We start from the raw sequence: 18937 nt of genomic DNA on the forward strand, positions 1-18937 counted from the left end.
TCAGGTGGACAACGTCAGCGAATCGCTCTGGCGCGTGCTCTCTTGACAGATGCGCCTGTCTTGATCTTGGACGAGGCGACCAGCAGTCTGGATATCTTGACAGAGAAGCGGATCGTGGATAATCTCATGACACTAGACAAGACCCTTATTTTCATCGCCCACCGCTTGACCATCGCTGAGCGGACAGAGAAGGTTGTTGTCTTGGATCAGGGCAAGATTGTCGAAGAAGGCACCCCTGCAGACTTGCTTGCACAGGATGGCTTTTATGCCCATTTGGTCAATAGCTAGAAAGAGGAGAAGATGAAACCAGAATTTTTAGAAAGTGCGGAGTTTTATAATCGTCGTTACCATAATTTTTCCAGTCGGGTGATTTTACCTATGTCACTTCTGCTCATGTTTTTACTGGGATTTGCAGTTTTTGCAGAGAAGGAGATTAGTTTATCTACCAGAGCAACTGTCGAACCTAGTCGGATCATTGCCAACATCCAGTCGACTAGCAATCAACGCATTGTGGGCAACTATCTGGAAGAAAACAAGTTGGTTAAGCAAGGAGATCTGCTCGTTCAGTACCAGCAAGGAGCGGAGGCTATCCAGGTTGAGGCATATGCTAGTCAATTGGAGATGCTAAAGGATCAAAAAAAGCAGTTGGGGTATTTGCAATCCAGTTTGAAAGAGGGGAGTGATCAATTTCCAGAGGCGGATAAGTTTGGTTACCAAGAGATGTTTCGAGACTATCTCAGCCAAGCTAGTAGTCTTAGGAGCAATGTTTCGCAGCAAAATGCCAACATCTCCTCTCAAAATGCGGCAGCAAGTCAGAGCCAGGCCGAGATTGGCAATCTTATCAGCCAAACAGAGGAAAAAATACGAGACTACAAAACAGCCAAGTCAGCGATTGAAAAGGGAGATCAACTAGATAGTCAGAATCCAGCCTACTCTTTTTACCAGACCTATAAAAATCAAGGTGAAGAAGATCCGCACGCTAAATCGCAAGTTATTGCGCAAGTGGATGCTCAAATCACCCAGCTAGAGTCTAGTTTAGCTACTTATCGTGTGCAGTATGCGGGATCTGGGGCTCAGCAGGCCCACGCAACGGGACTGGATAGTCAGCTGGAATCGCTCAAGTCTCAGCACTTAGTCAAAGTTGGCCAGGAATTAACTCTTCTAGATCAGAAAATTTTGGAGGCGGAATCGGGTAAGAAAGTCCAAGGAGGTCTGCTGGACAAGGGGAAAATTACAGCAAGTGAGGATGGGGTGCTTCACCTTAATCCTGAGACTAGTGAATCTACCATGGTCGCAGAAGGAACCCTGCTAGCCCAACTCTACCCATCCTTGGAAAAAGAAGGGAAAACCAAACTCACAGCTTATCTCAGTTCAAAAGATGTTGCTAGAGTCAAGATTGGGGACTCTGTTCGTTATACTACGACTAATGATGCCAAGAATCAAATTTTCCTGGATTCTACGATTACAAGTATTGATGCGACAGCTACAAAGACTGAACAAGGAAATTTCTTTAAAATTGAGGCGGAGACTAATTTAACTTCGGAGCAGGCTGAAAAACTTCGCTATGGTTTAGAAGGCCGCCTGCAGATGATTACGGGAAAGAAAAGCTATCTCCGTTATTTTTGGGATCAATTTTTGAATAAAGGGTAATATTCGTGTTTTTCAGAGGATAAATGATTTTTAAACTGTAAGAAGAGCTTATCTTGCAGTTTTTCTTTACGCTTGAAACAGGAATACGTTATTTATTCGTAAAAAATCTTGAATTTTTCATGCTTTTGTGGTAGAATGTGCTCAAGTAAAACGAAAGGCGAACTTTAAAATGTCAAAACAACTGATCTATTCGGGAAAAGCCAAGGATATCTATACAACTGAGGATGAAAATCTCATTATTTCAACTTACAAGGACCAGGCAACTGCCTTCAACGGTGTCAAGAAGGAGCAGATTGCGGGCAAGGGAGTGTTAAATAATCAGATTTCATCTTTTATTTTTGAGAAATTAAATGCGGCTGGTGTAGCGACTCACTTTGTGGAGGAAATTTCGGATACGGAACAACTCAATAAAAAGGTGGAGATTATTCCTTTGGAAGTTGTGCTCCGCAACTACACGGCTGGTTCCTTTTCAAAACGTTTTGGCGTAGAAGAAGGTATTGCATTTGAGACTCCAATTGTCGAATTTTACTATAAAAATGATGATTTGGATGATCCCTTTATCAATGATGAGCATGTGAAATTCCTAAAAATTGCGGATGATCAGCAGATTGCTTACTTGAAGGAAGAAACCCGTCGTATCAATGAACTTTTGAAGGCTTGGTTTGCTGAGATTGGTCTTAAATTGATTGACTTTAAGCTAGAGTTCGGTTTTGACAAGGATGGCAAGATTATCTTGGCAGACGAGTTTTCACCAGATAACTGCCGTTTGTGGGATGCAGATGGCAACCACATGGACAAGGATGTTTTCCGTAGAGGACTCGGAGAATTGACAGATGTTTATGAGATTGTCTGGGAGAAATTGCAGGCTTTGAAATAAGCTGTTAGAAACGGAAAACCTTCGTCTTTCAGATGTAAGGACTCAGGCTGTAAAGGTCCCCCAGACCTTTACACTCCGTAGGGGATTGGGAGAACGGACAGACGTTTACGAGATTGTTTGGGAAAAGTTGCAGGAATTGAAATAACAACCTCAAGGATGTTTGGGAACATTGCAAGAGCTGAAATAAAGGAATAAGAATTGATGAATAAACGTATTTTTGTTGAAAAAAAGGCTGATTTTCAAGTCAAGTCAGAGAGTTTGGTAAGGGAGCTCCAGCACAACTTGGGACTTTCAACTTTGAAAAGTATTCGCATCGTGCAAGTTTATGATGTCTTTGACTTGGCAGAGAATTTGTTTGCGCCTGCAGAAAAACATATCTTCTCTGAGCAGGTGACAGATCATGTCTTGGACGAAGCGGCCGTGCAAGCGGATCTTGCCAACTATGCTTTCTTTGCCATTGAAAGTTTGCCAGGGCAGTTTGACCAGCGTGCAGCTTCGGCACAGGAAGCCTTGCTTTTGCTGGGAAGTTCGAGTGACGTGACAGTCAACACAGCTCAACTTTACTTGATTAATAAAGATATTGATGCGACTGAGTTGGAAGCGGTCAAAAACTATCTGCTCAATCCAGTTGATTCTCGTTTCAAGGACATCACGACAGGGATTGCCAAGCAGGAATTTTCAGAGTCGGACAAGACCATTCCTAAATTGACTTTCTTTGAAAGTTATACGGCAGAAGACTTTGCTCGCTACAAGGCCGAGCAAGGGATGGCAATGGAAGTGGATGATTTGCTCTTTATCCAAGACTATTTCAAGTCAATCGGGCGCGTGCCGACAGAAACAGAGCTCAAGGTTTTGGACACTTATTGGTCTGACCACTGCCGTCATACAACATTCGAGACTGAGTTGAAAAACATTGACTTCTCAGCTTCTAAATTCCAAAAGCAATTGCAAGCGACTTATGACAAGTATATTGCCATGCGTGAGGAACTAGGTCGGTCTGAAAAGCCACAAACCTTGATGGATATGGCGACTATTTTTGGTCGTTATGAGCGTGCTAATGGTCGTTTGGACGATATGGAAGTGTCTGACGAAATCAATGCCTGCTCGGTTGAAATCGAAGTGGACGTTGATGGTGTCAAGGAACCTTGGCTCCTCATGTTTAAAAACGAAACCCACAACCACCCAACGGAAATTGAACCATTTGGTGGAGCGGCTACTTGTATCGGTGGCGCCATTCGTGACCCATTGTCAGGCCGTTCTTATGTTTACCAAGCTATGCGTATCTCAGGTGCTGGTGATATTACAGCTCCGATTTCGGAAACTCGCGCTGGTAAATTGCCACAACAAGTCATTTCGAAGACAGCGGCTCATGGTTATTCTTCGTATGGTAACCAAATTGGTCTGGCGACGACTTACGTTCGTGAATACTTCCACCCAGGCTTTGTAGCCAAACGCATGGAGCTTGGTGCAGTTGTCGGTGCTGCTCCTAAGGGAAATGTAGTCCGTGAAAAACCGGAAGCAGGTGACGTGATTATATTGCTCGGTGGTAAGACTGGACGTGATGGTGTCGGTGGTGCGACAGGGTCTTCTAAGGTTCAAACAGTTGAGTCTGTAGAGACTGCTGGTGCTGAGGTTCAAAAAGGGAATGCCATCGAAGAGCGCAAGATTCAACGTCTTTTCCGTAATGGAGATGTCACTCGTCTCATCAAGAAGTCCAATGACTTTGGAGCAGGTGGTGTCTGTGTGGCTATCGGTGAATTGGCAGATGGTCTTGAAATCGACCTCAACAAGGTTCCTCTTAAATACCAAGGCTTGAACGGTACAGAAATTGCCATCTCTGAATCACAAGAACGGATGGCGGTCGTGGTTCGTCCTGAAGATGTGGATGACTTCGTTGCGGAATGTAATAAAGAAAATATTGACGCGGTTGTTGTGGCAACAGTGACTGAAAAACCAAATCTTGTCATGCACTGGAATGGTGAAACGATTGTCGACTTGGAACGCCGTTTCCTTGATACAAACGGTGTGCGCGTAGTCGTTGATGCCAAGGTTGTGGACAAGGATGTCAAACTCCCAGAAGAACGCACAACAAGTACTAACACACTTGAAGCAGATACCCTTGCGGTTCTGTCTGATTTGAACCATGCAAGTCAAAAAGGCTTGCAGACCATCTTTGACTGCTCGGTCGGTCGTTCAACGGTCAATCACCCACTTGGTGGTCGCTACCAACTCACACCAACTGAGGCATCTGTCCAGAAATTGCCAGTTCAGCACGGGGTGACCAATACTGCGTCTGTCATGGCGCAAGGTTTCAACCCTTATGTGGCAGAATGGTCTCCATACCACGGTGCTGCCTATGCGATTATCGAAGCAACCGCTCGTTTGGTTGCTGCTGGTGCAAACTGGTCTAAGGCTCGCTTCTCTTACCAAGAGTATTTTGAGCGGATGGACAAACAAGCAGAGCGTTTTGGTCAGCCAGTAGCGGCTCTTCTAGGATCTATCGAAGCACAAATCCAGCTTGGCTTGCCATCTATCGGTGGTAAGGACTCCATGTCTGGTACCTTTGAAGAATTGACTGTACCGCCAACCTTGGTTGCCTTTGGGGTGACAACAGCAGATAGCCGTAAGGTGCTTTCTCCTGAGTTCAAGACTGCCGGTGAAAACATCTACTACATCCCAGGTCAATCCTTGGCACAAGAGATTGATTTTGATTTTATCAAGTCTAATTTTGCTCAATTTGAAACCATCCAAGCTGGACACAAAGTAACATCTGCATCAGCTGTTAAATACGGAGGTGTCCTTGAAAGCTTGGCACTTGCTACCTTTGGGAACCATATTGGTGCAGAGGTGACCTTGCCTGAACTTGAAAGTTCTTTAACAGCTCAATTGGGTGGATTTGTCTTCACATCTCCTGAAGAAATCGCTGGAGTAGAGAAGATTGGACAAACGAAAGCAGACTTTACACTCCTTGTCAACAGTGTGAAGCTAGATGGACAGAAACTTGACAGTGCCTTTCAAGGAAAATTGGAAGAAGTTTACCCTACTGAATTTGCTCAAGCTAAAGAACTGGCAGAAGTGCCAGCTGTCGCTTCTGACGCAGTCATCAAAGCCAAGGAAACCATTGAAAAACCAGTGGTTTACATCCCAGTCTTCCCAGGAACAAACTCAGAATATGATTCAGCAAAAGCTTTTGAAAAAGAAGGTGCAGAAGTCAACTTGGTGCCATTCGTGACCTTGAATGGAGAAGCCATTGTCAAGTCAGTTGAAACCATGGTTGACAATATCGGCAAGGCAAACATTCTCTTCTTTGCAGGTGGATTCTCAGCTGCGGATGAACCGGATGGATCAGCTAAGTTTATTGTCAATATCTTGCTCAATGAAAAAGTGCGTGCAGCCATTGATGGCTTTATCGCTCGTGGTGGCTTGATTATCGGTATCTGTAATGGGTTCCAGGCCTTGGTCAAATCAGGTCTTCTTCCATACGGAAACTTCGAGGATGCAAGCAGCACTAGTCCAACCCTCTTCTACAATGATGCCAACCAGCACGTAGCTAAGATGGTGGAAACGCGAATTGCCAATACCAACTCACCATGGTTGGCTGGAGTACAAGTGGGCGATATCCATGCCATCCCAGTATCGCACGGTGAAGGAAAGTTTGTCGTGACAGCTGAGGAATTCGCAGAGCTTCGTGACAATGGTCAAATCTTTACCCAATATGTTGATTTCGAGGGTAAACCAAGCATGGACTCTAAGTACAATCCAAATGGTTCTGTAAATGCCATCGAAGGAATTACTAGCAAGAATGGTCAAATCATCGGTAAGATGGGACACTCAGAACGTTATGAAGACGGTCTCTTCCAAAACATCCCAGGGAATAAAGACCAGCACCTGTTTGCGTCGGCTGTACGTTATTTCACAGGGAAATAAAAGGTATATAAAATGACATACGAAGTAAAATCTCTTAATGAAGAATGTGGTGTTTTCGGTATCTGGGGACATCCAGAGGCTGCTAAATTGACCTATTTTGGTCTCCACAGTCTTCAGCACCGTGGTCAGGAGGGGGCAGGAATCCTCTCCAATGATCAAGGGAAACTAAAGCGTCATCGTGACATGGGGCTTTTATCAGAAGTGTTCAGAAACCCAGCTAATTTGGATAAACTAACTGGAACGAGCGCGATTGGGCATGTTCGTTACGCGACTGCTGGCGAAGCTTCTGTGGACAACATCCAGCCCTTCCTCTTTCGCTTTCATGATATGCAGTTTGGCCTTGCTCACAACGGAAACTTGACCAATGCCGAATCGCTCAAGAAAGAATTGGAACAAAGAGGAGCTATTTTCAGTTCAACTTCGGACTCGGAAATTTTGGCTCACCTCATTCGTCGGAGTCACAATCCTAGTCTGATGGGAAAAATAAAGGAAGCACTCAGTCTAGTTAAAGGTGGCTTTGCTTATATCCTGTTGTTTGAAGACAAGTTGATTGCGGCTCTTGATCCTAATGGTTTTCGTCCCCTTTCTATTGGGAAAATGGCAAACGGAGCGGTGGTGGTTTCGTCAGAAACCTGTGCTTTTGAAGTCATTGGTGCCGAGTGGATTCGCGATGTGAAACCAGGAGAGATTGTAATCGTGGATGACAATGGCATCCAGTACGATAGCTATACGAATGATACCCAGCTGGCGATTTGTTCTATGGAGTATATCTACTTTGCTCGTCCTGATTCTAATATCCACGGTGTCAATGTCCATACAGCTCGCAAACGTATGGGGGCTCAATTAGCGCGTGAGTTCAAGTACGAAGCAGATATTGTGGTTGGTGTACCAAATTCCTCGCTGAGCGCAGCTATGGGATTTGCAGAAGAATCTGGTCTGCCAAATGAAATGGGTCTCATCAAAAACCAATACACCCAACGCACCTTTATTCAACCGACTCAAGAATTGCGGGAGCAAGGGGTGCGGATGAAACTGTCTGCTGTTTCGGGCGTTGTCAAAGGCAAACGTGTGGTGATGATTGATGATTCCATTGTTCGTGGGACAACCTCTCGCCGTATTGTTCAGCTTTTGAAAGAAGCAGGTGCGTCTGAGGTTCATGTTGCTATTGGTAGTCCAGCGCTAGCTTATCCATGTTTTTACGGGATTGATATCCAGACGCGTCAGGAGCTGATTGCGGCCAATCATACGGTCGAAGAAACTCGCCAAATCATTGGTGCGGATAGTCTGACCTATCTTTCTATTGATGGTTTGATTGATTCTATCGGCATCGAAACAGATGCGCCAAATGGTGGTCTCTGTGTAGCTTACTTTGACGGCGACTACCCAACTCCTCTCTACGACTATGAAGAAGACTATCGTAGAAGTTTGGATGAAAAGACCAGTTTTTACAAATAGACGGATAAAGACTCTCCATGAAAGGAAAGGAAGAGAAGATGACAAATAAAAATGCTTATGCACCACGTCTCACTACTGACTAAAAGCTAAAGCATTTGTCAGTAGACGCTTTCTCCTATGGGACCAAAGCTAGAGACCTGACTAGTATTTTTAGATAAAATAATTGTTTATCTAAAAATACGTCGCAGTCTTTCTCAAAAAAGAAAAGGATTAAAAAATGACAAATAAAAATGCGTACGCCCAGTCGGGTGTGGATGTTGAAGCGGGTTATGAAGTTGTTGAGCGGATCAAAAAGCACGTGGCTCGTACGGAGCGTGCAGGTGTCATGGGAGCTCTTGGTGGCTTTGGTGGCATGTTTGACCTTTCAAAAACAGGTGTCAAAGAGCCAGTCTTGATTTCGGGGACAGATGGTGTCGGGACCAAGCTCATGTTGGCCATCAAGTATGATAAGCATGATACGATTGGGCAAGACTGTGTGGCCATGTGTGTCAACGATATTATCGCTGCAGGTGCGGAGCCTCTTTACTTCCTCGACTATGTCGCAACTGGTAAAAATGAACCAGCTAAACTAGAACAAGTCGTTGCTGGTGTGGCAGAAGGCTGTGTGCAGGCAGGCGCAGCCCTCATCGGTGGGGAAACGGCTGAAATGCCTGGTATGTATGGCGAAGATGACTACGATCTGGCTGGTTTTGCAGTCGGTGTGGCTGAAAAATCTCAAATCATTGACGGTTCAAAAGTGGCAGAAGGTGATGTTCTTCTCGGACTTGCGTCAAGTGGGATTCACTCGAATGGTTACTCACTCGTGCGCCGTGTTTTTGCCGACTACACGGGTGAGGAAGTCTTGCCAGAATTGGAAGGCAAGAAACTCAAGGAGGTCCTTCTTGAGCCGACTCGTATCTATGTCAAGGCTGTCTTGCCACTCATCAAGGAAGAGTTGGTCAATGGAATTGCCCACATCACAGGTGGCGGCTTTATCGAAAATATCCCTCGTATGTTTGCGGCTGACCTAGCTGCGGAAATTGAAGAAGACAAGGTTCCAGTGCTTCCGATTTTCAAAGCTCTTGAAAAATACGGTAAAATCAAGCATGAAGAAATGTTTGAAATCTTCAATATGGGTGTGGGACTCATGCTGGCAGTTAGCCCTGAAAATGTAGATCGTGTCAAGGAATTACTGGATGAACCAGTCTATGAAATTGGTCGCATCGTCAAGAAAGAAAACGAAAGTGTCATCATCAAATGAAAAAAATAGCGGTTTTTGCCTCTGGTAACGGCTCAAATTTTCAGGTGATTGCTGAAGAATTTCCGGTGGAGTTTGTCTTTTCAGACCATCGAGACGCCTATGTGCTCGAGCGTGCAGACAAGCTCGGCGTTCTGTCCTATGCTTTTGAACTCAAGGAGTTTGAGAACAAGGCGGACTACGAAGCAGCTCTTGTCGAGCTCTTGGAAGAACACCAGATTGACTTGGTTTGTCTCGCAGGCTATATGAAAATCGTTGGGCCAACTTTGCTCGCTGCTTACGAGGGTCGGATCATTAACATTCATCCTGCCTACCTGCCCGAATTTCCAGGAGCTCATGGGATTGAGGACGCTTGGAATGCTGGTGTTGCTGAGAGTGGCGTCACCATTCACTGGGTGGACTCAGGTGTGGACACAGGCAAGGTCATCAAACAAGTCCGTGTTCCACGTCTAGCTGATGATACCATCGAAAGCTTTGAAGCTCGGATTCATGAGGCAGAGTACAAGTTGTATCCGGAGGTGCTGGATAGCTTGGGAGTGGAGAGAAGGTAAGAAGTAAATCAAGTTTTGGTTACGCAATCTTGCTAGGAGAAAAAATGATTGAACTGAAATTGGTAGATGAGAGCAGTTTTCAGGCAGTGCTGGATTTGAAAATATCAGAAGCTGATGAACGAGCACGTTTCGTAGCTCCAAATGTGCGCTCTTTAGCTGATGCATGGCTCTACCGGAAAAACGAAGATGTGTTTCCGATGGCAATCTATTGGGATAAGCAAGTGGTTGGCTTTCTCCTGCTAGAAATAGACAAGAATGAAGCGGAATACTTTATCTGGCGGATAATGATTGGTCAGCAGTACCAAGGAAGAGGTTATGGTCGAAAAGCCTTGGAAGTTCTAATCAAAGAGGCTCAGATGGATAGAGCTTACAGTCATATTATCGCAGATTATGTGGTTGGAAATGAAAAAATGAAGCACCTGTTGACTAGTCTGGGTTTTCAGGAAACAGGATTTATAGAAGAAAATAACGAAGTCGCTATGCGCTTGGATCTAAAGAAAGAGGAATAGAATGACGAAAAAGGCCTTAATCAGCGTCTCAGACAAAGCGGGCATTGTTGAATTTGCCCAAGAACTTAAAAAACTCGGTTGGGAGATTATCTCAACAGGTGGGACAAAGGTTGCCCTTGACAATGCTGGGGTGGAGACCATTGCGATTGATGATGTGACGGGCTTCCCAGAAATGATGGACGGTCGTGTCAAGACCCTTCACCCAAATATCCATGGTGGGCTCCTCGCTCGTCGTGATCTCGATAGCCACCTTGAGGCGGCTAAGGACAATAAGATCGAGCTTATCGACCTTGTAGTGGTCAACCTCTATCCTTTCAAGGAAACAATCCTCAAACCAGACGTGACGTACGCTGACGCAGTTGAAAATATCGATATCGGGGGGCCATCCATGCTTCGTTCAGCAGCTAAAAACCACGCTAGCGTAACGGTTGTGGTAGACCCTGCTGACTATGCAGTGGTTTTGGACGAGTTGTCAGCCAATGATGAAACGACTTACGAAACGCGTCAACGTTTGGCAGCTAAGGTTTTCCGTCACACAGCAGCTTATGATGCCTTGATTGCAGAATACTTCACAGCTCAAGTGGGTGAAGCAAAACCAGAAAAACTCACTTTGACCTATGACCTCAAGCAAGCCATGCGCTATGGGGAAAACCCTCAGCAGGATGCGGACTTCTACCAAAAAGCTTTGCCGACTGACTATTCGATTGCATCAGCGAAACAGCTCAACGGTAAGGAATTGTCCTTCAATAACATTCGTGACGCGGATGCGGCCATTCGTATTATTCGTGATTTCAAAGACCGTTCAACTGTTGTGGCTCTCAAACACATGAACCCATGTGGAATTGGTCAAGCTGATGACATCGAAACTGCTTGGGACTATGCTTATGAGTCTGACCCAGTGTCTATCTTTGGTGGAATTGTCGTCCTCAACCGTGAGGTGGATGCTGCGACTGCTGAGAAGATGCACGGCGTTTTCCTCGAGATCATCATCGCACCGAGCTATACCGATGAAGCGCTAGCCATTTTGACCAACAAAAAGAAAAACTTGCGTATCCTTGCCTTGCCATTCGACGCTCAAGAGGCTAGTGAAGTGGAGGCAGAATACACAGGTGTGGTTGGTGGACTTCTTGTGCAAAACCAAGACGTGGTCAAAGAAAGCCCAGCTGACTGGCAAGTAGTGACTAAACGCCAACCAACTGAGACAGAAGCAACTGCTCTTGAGTTCGCTTGGAAAGCTATCAAGTACGTCAAATCAAATGGGATTATCGTGACTAACGACCACATGACACTTGGTGTGGGTCCTGGTCAAACCAACCGTGTGGCTTCTGTTCGTATTGCGATTGACCAAGCTAAAGATTGTCTTAACGGTGCTGTTCTTGCTTCAGATGCCTTCTTCCCATTTGCGGATAACGTGGAAGAAATCGCCAAGGCAGGAATTAAGGCCATCATCCAGCCGGGTGGATCAGTACGTGACCAAGAATCCATCGAAGCTGCGGATAAATATGGCTTGACCATGGTCTTCACAGGCGTGAGGCATTTTAGACATTAAAAAACGAAAGGGAAGAAAACAGTTTCTTTCCTTTTTTGGCTTAAAATACTAAGTGAAACAAGATTAAAACGAACGTTTATGGTATAATATTGGTAAATAATTCGCAAAAGAGGTTGAGAGATGAAGCTGTTAGTTGTCGGTTCTGGTGGTCGTGAACATGCGATTGCTAAGAAATTGCTTGAATCAAAAGACGTTGAAAAAGTCTTTGTAGCTCCTGGAAATGATGGGATGACTCTAGATGGTCTGGAATTGGTGAATATCTCTATTTCCGAACATTCTAAGTTAATAGAGTTTGCAAAGGATAACGATATCGCTTGGACCTTCATCGGGCCAGATGATGCCCTTGCTGCTGGTATCGTGGATGATTTTAACAAAGCTGGGCTCAAGGCTTTTGGTCCGACTAGGGCTGCAGCGGAGCTGGAGTGGTCCAAGGATTTTGCTAAGGAAATCATGGTCAAATATGACGTTCCGACAGCAGCCTATGGCACATTTTCAGATTTTGAGGAAGCCAAGGCCTATATCGAAAAGCAGGGGGCGCCTATCGTAGTCAAGGCAGACGGTTTGGCCCTTGGGAAAGGTGTCGTCGTTGCTGAAACAGTTGAGCAAGCGGTCGAAGCCGCTCACGAGATGCTTTTGGACAATAAATTTGGTGACTCAGGTGCGCGTGTGGTCATCGAGGAATTCCTTGACGGAGAAGAGTTCTCTCTCTTTGCCTTTGTCAATGGGGACAAGTTCTACATCATGCCAACGGCTCAGGACCATAAACGTGCCTATGACGGCGACAAGGGCCCTAACACGGGTGGTATGGGAGCTTATGCGCCAGTTCCTCACTTGCCACAGAGCGTGGTTGATACGGCGGTTGAGACTATTGTCAAGCCAGTTCTTAAAGGAATGATAAAAGAAGGTCGTCCGTATCTTGGTGTCCTTTACGCAGGGCTTATTTTGACTGCTGACGGTCCGAAGGTTATAGAGTTTAACGCTCGATTTGGAGATCCCGAAACTCAGATTATCTTGCCTCGTTTGACATCTGACTTTGCGCAAAATATCACGGATATTCTCGATGGCAAGGAGCCAAACATCACGTGGACGGACAAGGGTGTGACTCTGGGTGTGGTTGTCGCATCCCAGGGCTACCCGCTAGACTATGAAAAAGGTGTTAAGCTTCCATCCAAGACCGAAGGCGACATTATCACCTACTATGCTGGAGCTAAGTTTGCGGAAAATAGCAGAGCGCTGCTATCAAATGGTGGACGTGTCTATATGCTCGTCACCACAGCAGATACCGTCAAAGAAGCCCAAGAAACCATCTACCAAGAACTCTCCCAACAAAAAACAGAAGGCCTCTTTTACCGAACAGATATCGGAAGCAAGGCCATAAAAGATTAACAGACATATTTGCCATGGCGAGCGAAAGCGAGCCACTATAGAATAATCGTCGCAGTAGTGGAACTCCTAGTAGCTTTGCTACTAGGAGCGGAAAACTGGAGACCTAGGCTCCAGTTTTAGTAATGGAACGCCACAAGCGTTCGCTTACGTCCGCACTACATTAGACGATTATTAAAAAGAAAAATAAAAATTCACAAAATACGTTAATGGTCGTATGGTTTGCGAGCATTAGCGAGCTAATATAGAGCAATCACCGCCGTTGTGAAAGAAGGCTTGGCTTTGTTAGCCAAGCCTTCAGGGAAATCGGAAGACCTTGGGCTTCCGATTTAGGCATGAGACACCTTTGGTGGCTGCTGCCGTCCCTCACAACCTAAGGTGATTGTTGAAAGGAAGAAAAAGGAGAAGAAATGAAACCAGTAATTTCCATTATTATGGGCTCAAAATCCGACTGGGCAACCATGCAAAAAACCGCCGAAGTCCTAGACCGCTTCGGTGTAGCCTACGAAAAGAAGGTTGTCTCTGCCCACCGGACACCAGATCTCATGTTCAGACATGCGGAGGAAGCTCGTAGCCGTGGTATCAAGGTCATTATCGCAGGTGCAGGTGGGGCAGCCCATTTGCCAGGTATGGTTGCAGCTAAAACAACCCTTCCTGTCATCGGTGTACCTGTCAAATCTCGTGCTCTTAGTGGTGTAGACTCGCTCTACTCTATCGTACAGATGCCGGGTGGTGTGCCTGTTGCGACTATGGCTATCGGTGAAGCTGGAGCGACAAATGCGGCCCTCTTTGCCCTCCGTCTCCTTTCAGTAGAGGACCTGGTTATTGCGACAGCTTTGGCTGATTTCGCAGAAGAGCAAGGAAAAATAGCAGAGGAGTCTACAAATGAGCTCATCTAAAACAATCGGAATTATCGGTGGTGGTCAGCTGGGTCAGATGATGGCCATTTCTGCTATCTACATGGGGTACAAGGTTATCGCGCTGGATCCTGCGGCGGATTGTCCAGCCTCCCGTGTGGCGGAAATCATCGTAGCTCCTTATAATGATGTGGACGCCCTTCGTCAGTTGGCGGATCGATGTGATGTTCTCACTTATGAATTTGAAAATGTCGACGCCGATGGTTTGGATGCCGTTATCAAGGATGGACAACTCCCACAAGGAACTGACTTGCTCCGCATTTCTCAAAATCGCATCTTTGAAAAGGACTTTCTCGCAAACAAGGCCCAAGTCACTGTGGCACCCTACAAGGTTGTGACTTCAAGTCAAGACTTGGCAGATATCGACCTGTCGAAAAACTATGTCCTTAAGACTGCGACCGGTGGCTACGATGGGCATGGGCAAAAGGTCATTCGCTCAGAAGCAGAATTGGAAGAAGCCTATGCACTCGCTGACTCAGCAGACTGTGTCTTGGAAGAATTTGTTAACTTCGACCTTGAAATTTCTGTCATCGTATCAGGAAATGGTAAGGATGTGACGGCTTTCCCAGTTCAGGAAAATATTCATCGCAACAACATTCTTTCAAAAACCATTGTGCCAGCTCGCATTTCGGAAAGTTTAGCTGAGAAAGCCAAAGCTATGGCCGTGCGAATCGCAGAACAACTGAACCTTTCTGGAACGCTATGCGTGGAAATGTTTGCGACGGCTGATAATATCATCGTCAACGAGATTGCCCCACGTCCACATAATTCAGGCCACTACTCGATTGAAGCCTGTGACTTCTCGCAGTTTGATACCCATATTCTCGGTGTTCTGGGAGCACCATTGCCAGCTATCCACCTGCATGCCCCAGCCGTCATGCTCAATGTCCTCGGCCAGCACGTCGAGGCTGCAGAAACATATGTCACAGAAAATCCAAGCGCCCACCTCCACATGTATGGTAAAATAGAAGCAAAGCACAACCGCAAGATGGGACACGTGACCTTGTTTAGTGATGTACCGGATAGTGTGGTTGAGTTTGGGAAAGGGATTGATTTTTGAAATGACAGAAGAATTTGATGAATCATTAGATGTATATGATGCTGCGGATATTTGGTTATCTAACGGAATGGATGAAGATTACACATTTGGTTATTCGGAAGAAGAACTTAGACGTGCCTTGGAAGATTAGTTTATACAATATAAAGGATACACAATGTCAAAAGAAATTTTTAATTCTAAAGAAACTCTTCTTGCTGCGGGAGAAATTATTACCATTTCAGAAAAAATTGCTCAAGGCAAATTGACTAAGATAACTGAAATTGAAGATGAAAAAATTCGTGAACTCATTGAGAATGGAATTAAATATAGTAAATCTAATGCTGATAAAATTGGTGGTGCTTTAGGTGCCACTGCTGGAGGAGGTTTAGGTGTTGTTAGTGGGTTTGGTCTTATTACTTTAATGGCTGCTGAAGGAACAGCTGGGGCAGCAGTAGTTACTAGTGGTTTAGCGGGTATAGGAGCTGTATTTGGCGGAGGAATGTTAGCAGGTCTGGGAACGATATTGGTTATTCCAGCTGCATTAGCTGCAGTCGGAGGAATAGTTGGTTTGATACTTTCTTCTAAAAATAAAGTTAGTAGAAATGAGGCAAAAAAAGAACTTCTTTCTGAGGCAGCAAGGATTTTAATAGATTTGAAAATAAAAGTTCAGGAAGTGAATAGTGAGTTTGTGCTAGGTGCTCTATTAACACTTAAAGCATTGATAAATGATTTGAATAGAGATTTAGAAAATTAGAACAAAGCAGTAGTGACCGTAGGTCACTCACCAGATGTTTCACGCCGTGGGGAGAGCGTAAGCGACGGAATTGTTGAGACCTTAGGCTCAACAATTAGCCATGAAACCGAAGGTTTGCTGGCGTCCGCCCCACCTAAGTGAAACATCAAAAAGAAAGGATTTAAACAAAAATGATCAACCGTTACTCTCGCCCTGAGATGGCGAATATTTGGAGTGAAGAAAATAAATACCGTGCTTGGCTTGAGGTGGAAATCTTGGCTGACGAGGCATGGGCTGAGTTGGGAGAAATCCCTAAGGAAGATGTGGCTTTGATTCGTGAAAAGGCTGACTTTGACATCGACCGTATTTTGGAGATTGAGCAAGAGACTCGTCACGATGTGGTGGCTTTCACGCGTGCGGTTTCTGAGACTCTTGGTGAAGAGCGCAAGTGGGTTCACTATGGTTTGACTTCTACCGACGTGGTGGATACTGCCTACGGTTACCTCTACAAGCAGGCCAACGACATTATCCGTCGTGACCTTGAAAACTTCACCAACATCATCGCTGACAAGGCCAAGGAGCACAAGTTCACCATCATGATGGGGCGTACCCACGGTGTGCATGCGGAACCGACGACTTTTGGTCTTAAATTGGCAACATGGTACAGCGAAATGAAGCGCAACATCGAGCGTTTCGAACATGCGGCTGCTGGTGTGGAAGCTGGTAAGATTTCTGGTGCGGTTGGTAACTTTGCCAACATCCCACCATTCGTTGAAAAATACGTCTGCGACAAACTCGGTATCCGTGCTCAAGAAATCTCTACACAGGTGCTTCCTCGTGACCTTCACGCTGAGTACTTCGCAGTTCTTGCCAGCATCGCAACTTCTATCGAGCGTATGGCGACTGAAATTCGTGGTCTTCAAAAATCTGAGCAACGCGAAGTAGAAGAGTTCTTTGCCAAAGGTCAAAAAGGGTCTTCAGCCATGCCTCACAAACGCAACCCTATCGGTTCTGAAAACATGACAGGTCTTGCGCGTGTTATCCGTGGTCACATGGTGACGGCCTATGAAAACGTAGCCCTTTGGCACGAACGTGACATCTCTCACTCATCAGCTGAGCGCATCATCACACCAGATACGACTATTTTGATCGACTACATGCTCAACCGTTTCGGAAATATCGTCAAGAATTTGACGGTCTTCCCAGAAAACATGATCCGCAACATGAACTCAACTTTCGGTCTTATCTTTAGCCAACGTGCGATGTTGACCTTGATTGAAAAAGGCATGACGCGTGAACAAGCCTATGACTTGGTGCAACCAAAAACAGCTTACTCTTGGGACAACCAAGTAGACTTTAAACCACTTTTGGAAGCCGATCCAGAAGTAACCTCACGTCTGACTCAAGAAGAAATCGACGAAATCTTCAACCCTGCATACTACACTAAACGAGTAGAGGATATCTTTGAACGTATCGGACTTGGTGACTAATCATAACAAAAAGCGAGATTCAATCTCGCTTTTTTGTATTCTCTTAGAAGAATCTTAGTCTTCTTTTCTCTTAGTCAGTCCGTAGGCTGCTAGAGTCGCCATGAGTCCTGCTGCGACCAAACCTGCAGAGTTTTGACTTCCTGTTGCAGGGAGTTGTTTTTCATCTGCTTTGGCAGTAGTTGGTGCAGTTTGCTCAGCTTTCTCAGCGGCAGTGCCGACTTCAACAACTTGAGTGACTGCTTCCTGTGTTACCACGCTATTGACAAGCGTTCTTTCTTCTTTTCCATCAGCACTAGTGCTCACAGAGTAGAAGGCAGTACGGTGGCCGTTAGCTCCTTTAGTAACAACTTGCGTTTGTCCTTTTGGCAATTGAGGATTTTCACGTGTCACAGTAGTGAATGGAATTTCTTCCTCTTGGATATCCAGTCTTGGTTTTGTTTCTGCGGTTGGAGCAAGACCGTGTTCGTCCCCTACATGGGTTACAAGAGTTCCGACTTCAATAACTTGGGTCACTGCTTCTTGGGTCACAAGGCTATCTACAAGAGTTTTCACTTCCTTACCGTCAGCACTAGTGCTCACAGAGTAGTAATGACTGCGACGACCGTTAGCGCCTTTAGTAACGACTTGAGTCTTCCCTTTGAGTAAGAGTGGATTTTCACGTGTCACAGTAGTGAACGGAATCTCTTCTTCTTGGATATCCAGTCTTGGTTTCGCTTCGGCAGCTGGAGCAAGGCCACTTTCATCCCCTTTGTGGGTAATAGGGGCACCGATTTCAACCACTTGGGTCACAGGTTCTTTGGTTACTTGGCTATCTAGAACGGTTTCTGTTTGTTTACCATTTTCAGTAAGGACAGAGATGTAATGAGTGCGTTCGCCATCTACACCTGGTGTGACAATCTTTTCTTGCTTAGCTGGGAGGTTCGGATTTTCCTTCTTGATAACTTCAAATGGAATCTTTTCTGCTCTTGTGATGAGTTCCGGTTTGGTTTCAACATTGGCAGCTAGTTCATTTTCATCGAGGCTTCCTGAGTGAGTTGCCGCTGGTTTTAGGCCTAGGCGGGCTGCCTTGAGTTTAGCTACGAGAGCGTCTAACTCGGCTTGTTTGCTGCGATTGAGGTTGTAGTTGAGAGCCTCTTTAGCTGCATTTAGAGCATCAAGGCTTTCTTTGCTGTATCCCTCCAAGTTAGTAGGGATTTGAGCTAGCTCCTCACGGAGAGCATTGTAGTCAGCGCGGAAGTAGTCTTTGTTGTGGTCTGCAAAGGCGGTCATAAGTTCAAAGATTTCTTCTTCCTTGTACTCGGCACTTGGTTTATCTGCCCAGATAGCAAGCATACTACCAATAGTAGGAAGGTCAACTTCAGGGTATTTAGTTGATGCTAGTTGATTAAATGGAGTTTTCTCGGTATTTTCGAGAGCTTTTTTGAGGAAGCCACCACCATCTTCTGGTTTTTGACCGAGAATGTAGTACCAGTCTCCGTTGGTATTAAGGAATTTATAGCCTTTACTTGCAAGGTACTGTGGAGATGCAAGGTTGTAGCCCCACCATCCTTTAGACCAGTAAGAGATGATGACATCCTTGTCAAACTCAACATCATCCTTGTCCTCGTAGTAGAAACCATC

16 protein-coding genes and 2 pseudogenes are annotated in these 18937 nt (G+C 45.4%); 17 read left to right on the forward strand and 1 reads right to left on the reverse strand.

The genetic code is table 11. The annotated features are described in order from the left end of the window. The 17 genes and pseudogenes from GMD6S_RS05975 to purB all read left to right on the forward strand — a co-directional run. Positions 1-288, forward strand: a 288-nt coding sequence (locus GMD6S_RS05975; RefSeq protein ID WP_000310593.1) for an ATP-binding cassette domain-containing protein, incomplete at its 5' end; no start/stop codon positions are given. Between the two features lie 12 nt (positions 289-300). Next, entirely contained in the window at positions 301-1650 is a 1350-nt protein-coding gene (gene comB / locus GMD6S_RS05980; protein WP_000801582.1) for a competence pheromone export protein ComB, read from the forward strand. Positions 1651-1819: 169 nt separating this feature from the next. Continuing rightward, the gene (gene purC, locus GMD6S_RS05985; protein ID WP_000043276.1) at positions 1820-2527 is read left to right on the forward strand and encodes a phosphoribosylaminoimidazolesuccinocarboxamide synthase; all 708 of its coding nucleotides are present in this window, start codon (positions 1820-1822) and stop codon (positions 2525-2527) included. Positions 2528-2603: 76 nt separating this feature from the next. Beyond that, positions 2604-2672, forward strand: a pseudogene (locus GMD6S_RS12955) (phosphoribosylaminoimidazolesuccinocarboxamide synthase); the annotation flags it as partial. 56 nt (positions 2673-2728) lie between these two features. Further along, positions 2729-6454: a phosphoribosylformylglycinamidine synthase gene (locus tag GMD6S_RS05990; RefSeq protein WP_001042271.1), complete on the forward strand. Its 3726-nt coding sequence runs from the start codon at positions 2729-2731 to the stop codon at positions 6452-6454. A 12-nt stretch (positions 6455-6466) separates the two neighbouring features. Then, the gene (gene purF, locus GMD6S_RS05995; RefSeq protein ID WP_000220670.1) at positions 6467-7909 is read left to right on the forward strand and encodes an amidophosphoribosyltransferase; all 1443 of its coding nucleotides are present in this window, start codon (positions 6467-6469) and stop codon (positions 7907-7909) included. A 217-nt stretch (positions 7910-8126) separates the two neighbouring features. Then, entirely contained in the window at positions 8127-9149 is a 1023-nt protein-coding gene (gene purM, locus GMD6S_RS06000) for a phosphoribosylformylglycinamidine cyclo-ligase (RefSeq protein WP_000182570.1), read from the forward strand. After that, positions 9146-9697, forward strand: coding sequence for a phosphoribosylglycinamide formyltransferase (gene purN, locus GMD6S_RS06005; protein WP_000717480.1), 552 nt, complete (start codon positions 9146-9148; stop codon positions 9695-9697). Before purM ends, purN begins: the two co-directional genes overlap by 4 nt. A gap of 44 nt (positions 9698-9741) precedes the next feature. Further along, the gene (locus tag GMD6S_RS06010) at positions 9742-10206 is read left to right on the forward strand and encodes a GNAT family N-acetyltransferase (protein ID WP_000571270.1); all 465 of its coding nucleotides are present in this window, start codon (positions 9742-9744) and stop codon (positions 10204-10206) included. A 1-nt stretch (position 10207) separates the two neighbouring features. Beyond that, positions 10208-11755 carry a bifunctional phosphoribosylaminoimidazolecarboxamide formyltransferase/IMP cyclohydrolase gene (gene purH / locus GMD6S_RS06015; protein ID WP_000161900.1) on the forward strand — a complete coding sequence of 516 codons (1548 nt, stop codon included), beginning with the start codon at positions 10208-10210 and terminating at the stop codon, positions 11753-11755. Positions 11756-11875: 120 nt separating this feature from the next. Beyond that, complete coding sequence (purD, locus tag GMD6S_RS06020) at positions 11876-13141, forward strand: phosphoribosylamine--glycine ligase (RefSeq protein WP_000772223.1); 1266 nt, start codon at positions 11876-11878, stop codon at positions 13139-13141. A 286-nt stretch (positions 13142-13427) separates the two neighbouring features. After that, positions 13428-13520 (forward strand): annotated as a pseudogene (locus GMD6S_RS13105) (phosphoribosylaminoimidazole carboxylase); the annotation flags it as partial. A gap of 28 nt (positions 13521-13548) precedes the next feature. Continuing rightward, positions 13549-14037 (forward strand): 5-(carboxyamino)imidazole ribonucleotide mutase, encoded by a 489-nt coding sequence (purE, locus tag GMD6S_RS06025; protein ID WP_000805605.1) that lies wholly within the window; start codon positions 13549-13551, stop codon positions 14035-14037. After that, positions 14024-15115, forward strand: coding sequence for a 5-(carboxyamino)imidazole ribonucleotide synthase (gene purK / locus GMD6S_RS06030; protein WP_000099072.1), 1092 nt, complete (start codon positions 14024-14026; stop codon positions 15113-15115). The genes purE and purK overlap by 14 nt, the downstream gene beginning before the upstream one ends. Before the next feature lies 1 nt (position 15116). Next, positions 15117-15245, forward strand: coding sequence for a hypothetical protein (locus GMD6S_RS13070; protein WP_272942513.1), 129 nt, complete (start codon positions 15117-15119; stop codon positions 15243-15245). A gap of 24 nt (positions 15246-15269) precedes the next feature. Continuing rightward, on the forward strand, positions 15270-15848 hold the full coding sequence (locus GMD6S_RS06035) for a hypothetical protein (protein WP_000031524.1): 579 nt from the start codon (positions 15270-15272) through the stop codon (positions 15846-15848). Positions 15849-16018: 170 nt separating this feature from the next. Next, positions 16019-17317, forward strand: coding sequence for an adenylosuccinate lyase (purB, locus tag GMD6S_RS06040; RefSeq protein WP_000610724.1), 1299 nt, complete (start codon positions 16019-16021; stop codon positions 17315-17317). Positions 17318-17371: 54 nt separating this feature from the next. Here purB and GMD6S_RS06045 read toward each other — a convergent pair. After that, the coding region (locus GMD6S_RS06045) for a G5 domain-containing protein (RefSeq protein WP_000001019.1) at positions 17372-18937 on the reverse strand (1566 nt) is incomplete at its 5' end.

Source organism: Streptococcus sp. GMD6S (assembly GCF_000297015.1).